The 856-nt window shown below is 38.2% G+C and carries 2 protein-coding genes; both read right to left on the reverse strand.

The genetic code is table 11. The features are described from left to right. Window positions 1–402 (reverse strand): DUF1569 domain-containing protein (locus E1176_RS00550; RefSeq protein ID WP_155208642.1); only part of this gene is annotated, 402 nt, incomplete at its 3' end. Window positions 403–432: 30 nt separating this feature from the next. Then, window positions 433–810, reverse strand: coding sequence for a DUF1428 domain-containing protein (locus E1176_RS00555; protein WP_155208643.1), 378 nt, complete (start codon window positions 808–810; stop codon window positions 433–435). Window positions 811–856 lie beyond the last annotated feature (46 nt).

An 856-nucleotide genomic window follows, 5' to 3' on the forward strand; every position in this document is an offset into this window, starting at 1 on the left:
GATTTGCTCCTCTGTCATTCTGCCAAAAAAATCGTGAATGAACGCAGGGTTATTGTAATCAGCAAATTGCTCAATCAGCGTAATGAGTTCTTGTTTTTGTTTGGCCAGGTCACCCGTTTTTTTACTTACTAGAAAAGCAGAACCTGCCGGAGCATTTTTACCTAATGGTTTGTCGTTTTTTGTGCTGCTCTTGAGTAGCATTTTGCCAATTATTTTACCTAAAAACATCTGCTTATAAGGTATTTGGTTATCAATCCCTAGCACCCATCGATTCCAAATGGTACAGTGTTGCGTCATCTGATAAACATTCATTTTCCCCCAAATGGCTTCACTTTCAGTATTAAGCTGCTGTGTTCTTGCTATGAGACTGTCCCGGGTTTGTTTGTCAAAAATCGTTTTCATTCGCTTTCTTATAATCCTTTCCTTTGACTATTAATCCGATTGTACAAGTGGTTTGAATCCTCCGTAAACCATTCGGCTGGCATCAAATATCAACTTGTCTGGATTAGTTAAAGGTGCAACCAGCTCTGTCATTCTGGGGTCATTCGGCACTTTTTCATTGGCTAAATCACGTATTTCTTTTGAAGGAAATACTACCCAACCAAAAATAATGGCCTCATCATCTTTAGCATTTACAGTTGAGGTGAAAGATTTTGTGCCTTCCAAAGTCAAATCATCACCCACAAATTCGAAATAACCAATGGCACCATACTCCTTCCAAATTTCTGCTACTTTTTGAGCTGCTTTTTGGTATTCATCCAGGTATTTGCGAGGAATGGGAAGTACGAATCCATCTATGTAGTTTGACATGTTTTTAACTTTTTAGCTCTGCTCATGTAAGTTAAAAATTAAGGTT

This window comes from Fulvivirga aurantia, from assembly GCF_009711475.1.
Lineage (GTDB): Bacteria > Bacteroidota > Bacteroidia > Cytophagales > Cyclobacteriaceae > Fulvivirga > Fulvivirga aurantia.